The sequence below is a fragment of the Moorena sp. SIO3I8 genome (genome assembly GCF_010692325.1).
GTDB lineage: Bacteria > Cyanobacteriota > Cyanobacteriia > Cyanobacteriales > Coleofasciculaceae > Moorena.
This window is the reverse complement of sequence record NZ_JAAHHW010000386.1, coordinates 1-1,411: the sequence shown is the minus strand read 5'-3', so window position 1 is coordinate 1,411 and position 1,411 is coordinate 1. Positions and strand designations below refer to the sequence as shown.

Genomic DNA, 1,411 nt, shown 5'->3' with positions numbered 1-1,411 from the left:
TCGAACGAGCACTGCGCACCGCAGTGATTTGGCGACGCTTGAGTTTTGGGTCTCAGTCGGCGGGAGGGAGTGAGTTTGTGGCGCGGATGTTAACTGTGGTGACAACTCTACGCACTCAAGGACGTTCGATTCTCGATTTTCTGATTCAGGTTCTGCGCTGTGAGGCGACGTCTCTTCTTCCTCTACCCAATGGCATCGAGTTCGAGCGTGGCTGAGGCCAACGAGTTTCCCTTTGAACGCATTTCCCTGGAGATGCTTGGGTTCGGTTTCTATCACCTCGTCAGTGCTCGTGCCCAGGGCTATACCCAAGACGGGCTGCGCTATGTCATTTCTGAGGAAAATCAAGAGCAAGGGTGGGTTAAACCTTTGCGTCAAGGACGGTTGAGACCGACAAAAAACCTTTCTCCTTTCCCTTGCGATCGCATCGTTTAGTCTAAACTCCAGATCGACCCTTCAAAGGCCAAAAAGCCCCGAAATCCGTGCTGGGGGAACCGCTCTTTTCCTCTGTGGCTGAACTGGCTTCTCTCGACAGACAAAACCTATTGTCAAAGCTCGCGTTTTGTCCAAAGTCTAATCTTCTATGGTTGTGAGTCTTTGTTCCAGGTTTAATATGAGTTCTTTGACACTGGCGGGAGTTCTTTCCCAGTCTTCCCTGGGAATCTTGACTCCAGCGAGCGCGAGCTTCTCTTCCATGTTCCCCAGTTTACACCCTACCCCCCCCTGAATAGTTACAATTTCCAAGGGGGGTTACGGTACTGTTATTGAAGAGGAGTTCAGAGTCTATTGGGAGGGGTCAACCCTATTTTCTGCCGGTCATCAGAATGCTCGCGGTGGTGCAGCGGGTAAGATTATATCCGAACCAGAAAGTAACTCTAAATATATTCTGGTAAACTGGCTGAGTGCCCATCTAGATGCAGGAGAAGCGTTTATGCCTAAAAATGGCGAACCAAGTATATTTCTTTTGGCTCCTCCTAAAGAAGATGTCAAACCTGAAGATTTTGTAGCTCTTTATTCAGATGGTAGTTGTGGCATTTCAATACATCCTGGAGTCTGGCATACAAATCCAATATCACTTTCGGGGAAAGAAGTTGTTTATCAGAGAAAACAAGGCAGTATTTATGCAACAATCGATTGTTTCTTAACCAAAGAGCATAATACTTGGTTAAAAATTCCCCTAGGTCAACCGCAAGACGGTTAAACTGCTCTATTCTATTTATCGATAAAAGGAGTAATATGGTCACATTAGTTCAGCAACTCAAATCGGCTTTTCGCATCCAATCGGTTACCACCGTCAATAAGGGGGTGCAAATTACTTGGAAAGATGGTCACGAAAGCTTTTATCACAACCTCTGGCTGCGCGACAATTGCCACTCTCCCACATGTTTTCAACCAGACACATTAAGCCTCAACA

Annotated in this window: 4 protein-coding genes and 1 pseudogene; 4 read left to right on the top strand and 1 reads right to left on the bottom strand. The window is 46.8% G+C overall.

Annotated features, from left to right (window positions below):
- Both F6K51_RS37225 and F6K51_RS37220 read left to right on the top strand, forming a co-directional pair.
- A pseudogene (locus F6K51_RS37225) lies at positions 1–215 on the top strand (hypothetical protein); the annotation flags it as partial.
- Complete coding sequence (locus F6K51_RS37220) at positions 190–432, top strand: hypothetical protein (RefSeq protein WP_293031188.1); 243 nt, start codon at positions 190–192, stop codon at positions 430–432. The pseudogene F6K51_RS37225 and the gene F6K51_RS37220, both read left to right, overlap by 26 nt.
- Positions 433–570: 138 nt before the next feature.
- On the opposite strand, the gene F6K51_RS37215 is transcribed toward F6K51_RS37220, so the two are convergent.
- Positions 571–693 (bottom strand): hypothetical protein, encoded by a 123-nt coding sequence (locus F6K51_RS37215; RefSeq protein WP_293031185.1) that lies wholly within the window; start codon positions 691–693, stop codon positions 571–573.
- A gap of 31 nt (positions 694–724) precedes the next feature.
- Between F6K51_RS37215 and F6K51_RS38875 the strand changes: the two genes are divergently transcribed.
- Together F6K51_RS38875 and F6K51_RS37205 are read left to right on the top strand one after the other, a co-directional pair.
- Positions 725–1,198, top strand: coding sequence for an ureidoglycolate lyase (locus F6K51_RS38875; RefSeq protein WP_365940653.1), 474 nt, complete (start codon positions 725–727; stop codon positions 1,196–1,198).
- A gap of 35 nt (positions 1,199–1,233) precedes the next feature.
- On the top strand, positions 1,234–1,411 hold a 178-nt coding region (locus tag F6K51_RS37205; RefSeq protein WP_293031191.1), incomplete at its 3' end, for a gamma-butyrobetaine hydroxylase-like domain-containing protein.